The sequence below is a fragment of the Streptomyces tibetensis genome (assembly GCF_040647715.1).
GTDB classification, from domain to species: Bacteria; Actinomycetota; Actinomycetes; order Streptomycetales; family Streptomycetaceae; genus Streptomyces; species Streptomyces tibetensis_A.
Window position 1 is genome coordinate 1 of sequence record NZ_JBEZCR010000031.1, and the last position, 3,619, is coordinate 3,619.

At 73.4% G+C, this 3,619-nt stretch carries 2 protein-coding genes; both read left to right on the top strand.

Translation table 11 applies throughout. From position 1 onward, the window contains the following. A partial coding sequence (locus AB0B29_RS37655) for an SDR family NAD(P)-dependent oxidoreductase (RefSeq protein WP_362247268.1) occupies window positions 1-2,908 on the top strand: 2,908 nt, incomplete at its 5' end. Between the two features lie 56 nt (window positions 2,909-2,964). Continuing rightward, on the top strand, window positions 2,965-3,619 hold a 655-nt coding region (locus AB0B29_RS37660; protein WP_436845987.1), incomplete at its 3' end, for a beta-ketoacyl synthase N-terminal-like domain-containing protein.

Genomic DNA, 3,619 nt, shown 5'->3' on the forward strand with positions numbered 1-3,619 from the left:
CACCGGCCACACCACCACCCTCCACACCACCACCCCCCAACCCCACCACCTCGACCTGCCCACCTACCCCTTCCAACGCGACCGCTACTGGATGGCTGTCCCGCCTCGTCCTGCGGTCGGCGACTTGGCCGCGGCGGGTGTGACCGCTGTGGGGCATCCGCTGCTCGCGGCCGTGACGGAATTGCCGGAGACCGACACCACGGTGTGGACGGGCACGCTGTCCGCCCCCGCCCTTCCCTGGCTCGCCGACCATCTGGTGTGGGACCGGGGCGTGGCGCCCGGCACCGCCCTGCTGGAGATCGTGCTGCAGATCGGGGAGCGGATCGGGCTGCCCCGTATCAGTGAGCTGGTCCTGGAAACGCCCCTGAGCTGGGGCGCCGACGCTCCCACGGTGGTCCGGACGGTCGTGGGCGCCCTGAGCCCGGAGGGCACGCGGGAGGTGAGTCTTCACTCCCGGCCGGAGGACGAAGCCGTCTGGAGGCGGCACGCGTCGGGTCGGCTCGCCCCGGCCGGGTCGGAGGAGATCGGGAGCGGGGTCTTCGCGGAGCTCTCCGGCGTCTGGCCGCCTCCCGGCGCGCAGGAGGTCGACATCTCGGGCCAGTACGAGCTGTTCGCCGCCGCCGGGGTGGGCTACGGGGGCGCGTTCCGTGGACTTCGGGCCGTGTGGCGCCGGGAGGACGAGATCTTCGCCGAGGTACGGCTGCCCGACGACCATGCCACCGACGCCGCGGGCTACGGCCTGCATCCCGCGCTGCTCGACGCGGCCCTGCATCCCATCGCGTTGCTCGATCCGCTGGGCGACGGCGGGCACGGGGTTCTGCCGTTCGTGTGGACCGATGTGCTGCGTCCCCGGAACGGCGGGCACACCCTGCGCGTACGCGTCGCCAGGGCGCAGGACCCGACGGACAGCGGGCGGGACGAGCGTCCCGGCGGCGCCGTCTCGCTTGCGGCGGCCGACCGCGACGGCACCCCGGTGTTCGTCGCACGCTCACTGGTGCTGCGTCGTGTCTCCACCACGCAGTTGCCGGCCGCGCCGTCCGTTCCGCTCCATCGCCTGAGCTGGGTGCCGATTCCCGGCTTCACGGAATCGATCGGCGCCGGCGGCTCCGACCCGTCCGTCCTGGACCTCACCGAACGCACCGCCGACGTCCACCTGACCGTCCGTGAGGTGCTGGAGGCGGTCCAGGCCCACCTCAGGGAACCGGCCGGCGACGGCACGCGGTTGGTTGTCCTCACCCGGGGCGCGGCCGGTCCCGAAGGCGGTGCCGACGACCCGGCGGGGGCGGCTGCCTGGGGACTGGTCCGCAGTACGCAGAGCGAGCATCCCGGCCGGTTCGTCCTGATCGACGTCGACGACACGGCGGAGTCCTCGCGGGCGCTGCCCGCCGTCGTGGCCGCCGTGGGGGACGTGGACGCCCCCCAGGTCGCGGTCCGTCAGGGCCGCCCGAGTGTGCCGCGCCTCGTACCGCTGACCGCCGACGGGACCGAAGCGGAACCGGGCGGGCCGGGCTCTGCCGGGCTGCTCGATCCGGATGGCACGGTGCTGATCAGCGGCGGGACGGGCGCACTGGCTGCCGTGACCGCCCGGCATCTCGTGGCCCGGTACGGCGTACGGCATCTGCTGCTGGTCTCCAGGCGTGGCATGGACGCGCCGCAGGCGGCCGAGTTGGCGTCGGAACTCGACGGTCTGGGTGCCGACGTCGAGTTCCGGGCCTGTGATGTCACCGACCGGGCGGCCGTCGACCGTCTGCTGGCCGGGATCCCCGCCGAGCGTCCTCTGAGCTGTGTGGTGCACACCGCGGGCATCCTGGACGACGGGGTGATCTCCGCGCAGACGCGCGAGCGTGTCGCCGCGGTGCTGGGACCCAAGGCGGACGGCGCGCTCCACTTCGACGAGTTGACCCGGGACCGGGAACGGCCCGTTCTCCTGCTGCTGTTCTCTTCGGTCTCGGGCGTTCTGGGGAGCACGGGCCAGGCCGGTTACGCCGCGGCGAACGCCTTCCTGGACGCGCTCGCCGCGCGGCGCCGGGCGGACGGTCACCCCGCCCTGTCGCTGGGCTGGGGCTGGTGGACCGGCACGGGCATGGCCGCCGGGCTGGACCGGGCGGACACGGCACGCATCCGGCGTTCCGGCGTGGCCCCGCTCGACGCTGGAACGGCGATGGACCTGTTCGATCGGGCGTTGGCCCGGCCGGAACCCGCGCTGCTGCCGGTGCGGCTGGACCATGCCGCGCTGCGCGAGGCGGCCCGTGCCGGCACGCTGCCGGAGGTTCTGCGGGATCTCGCCGATGCCCCGTCCCGCGCTCACCCCGCGCCGGAGAGCGAAGGCACCGCGGCCTCCACCGGGACCGGCAGCGGTCTCGCCGAGCGGTTGGCGCGCCGCGCGGCCCCCGAGCGTCTGCCCCTGCTGCTCGAACTCGTACGGACCGAGGTCGCCGCGGTACTGGGCCATGGCGACCCCGGTGCGGTGAGTGCCGAACGGTCCTTCAAGGACGCCGGGTTCGACTCGCTCACCGCGGTGGATCTGCGCAACCGGCTCAACGCGCGTACGGGACTGCGGCTGCCGGCGACCCTCGTCTTCGACCATCCGACGCCGCTCGCGCTGGCCGAACTCCTGCTGGCCGGCCTGGACGTGGAGCCGGCCACCGACGGCCCGGAGGATCTGGCCGCAGCGTTCGACCGGCTCGCGCGCGGCCTCGCGGCCCTGGACGACCGTGCCGCTCGCGTCGGCGCGGCCGAGCGGCTGCGGTCCCTGCTCACCACTCTCACCAGCGCTGATCCGGACCCGGGCACGGGGGCGCAGGCGGGTCCGGAAGCGGACGGCGCGCTCACCGAGGTGGTCACCGACCGGCTGAGGTCGGCCTCGGACGACGAGCTCTTCGACCTGTACGACAGCGAGTTCCGGTGACCAGGTTCACCCATGTGCCTGCCCCGGCCACCACGAGGATGACGCAGAGGAGAACCGTGTCCGCAACGAACGAGGAGAAGCTGCGGGAGTACCTTCGGCGCGCGATGGGCGATCTGCACAGCGCACGCGAGCGGTTGGCGGAGCTGGAGTCGGCGCGGCATGAGCCGATCGCGGTGGTGGGTATGGCCTGCCGCTACCCCGGCGGCGTGGCCACGCCCGACGACCTGTGGGAGCTGGTCGCCTCGGGAACCGACGCCATCTCCGGGTTCCCGACCGACCGCGGCTGGGACCTGGACGGCCTGTACGACCCCGACCCGAGCACCCCCGGCAAGAGCTACGTCCGCCACGGCGGCTTCCTCCACGACGCGGCCCAGTTCGACGCCGAGTTCTTCGGCATCAGCCCCCGCGAAGCCACCGCCATGGACCCCCAGCAACGACTCCTTCTCGAAACCTCCTGGGAAGCCCTCGAACACGCCGGGATCGCCCCCCACACCCTGCGCACCACCCGCACCGGCGTCTTCACCGGGGCCTCCCAACAGGAATACGGAACTCAGTCGCGCGAGGCCGCCGACAAGTACGGCGGTCATCTCCTCACCGGCACGCTGGCGAGCGTCATGTCGGGCCGCGTGGCGTACACGCTGGGCCTGCAGGGACCCGCGCTCACCATCGACACCGCGTGCTCTTCGTCGCTGGTGGCACTGCACCTGGCCG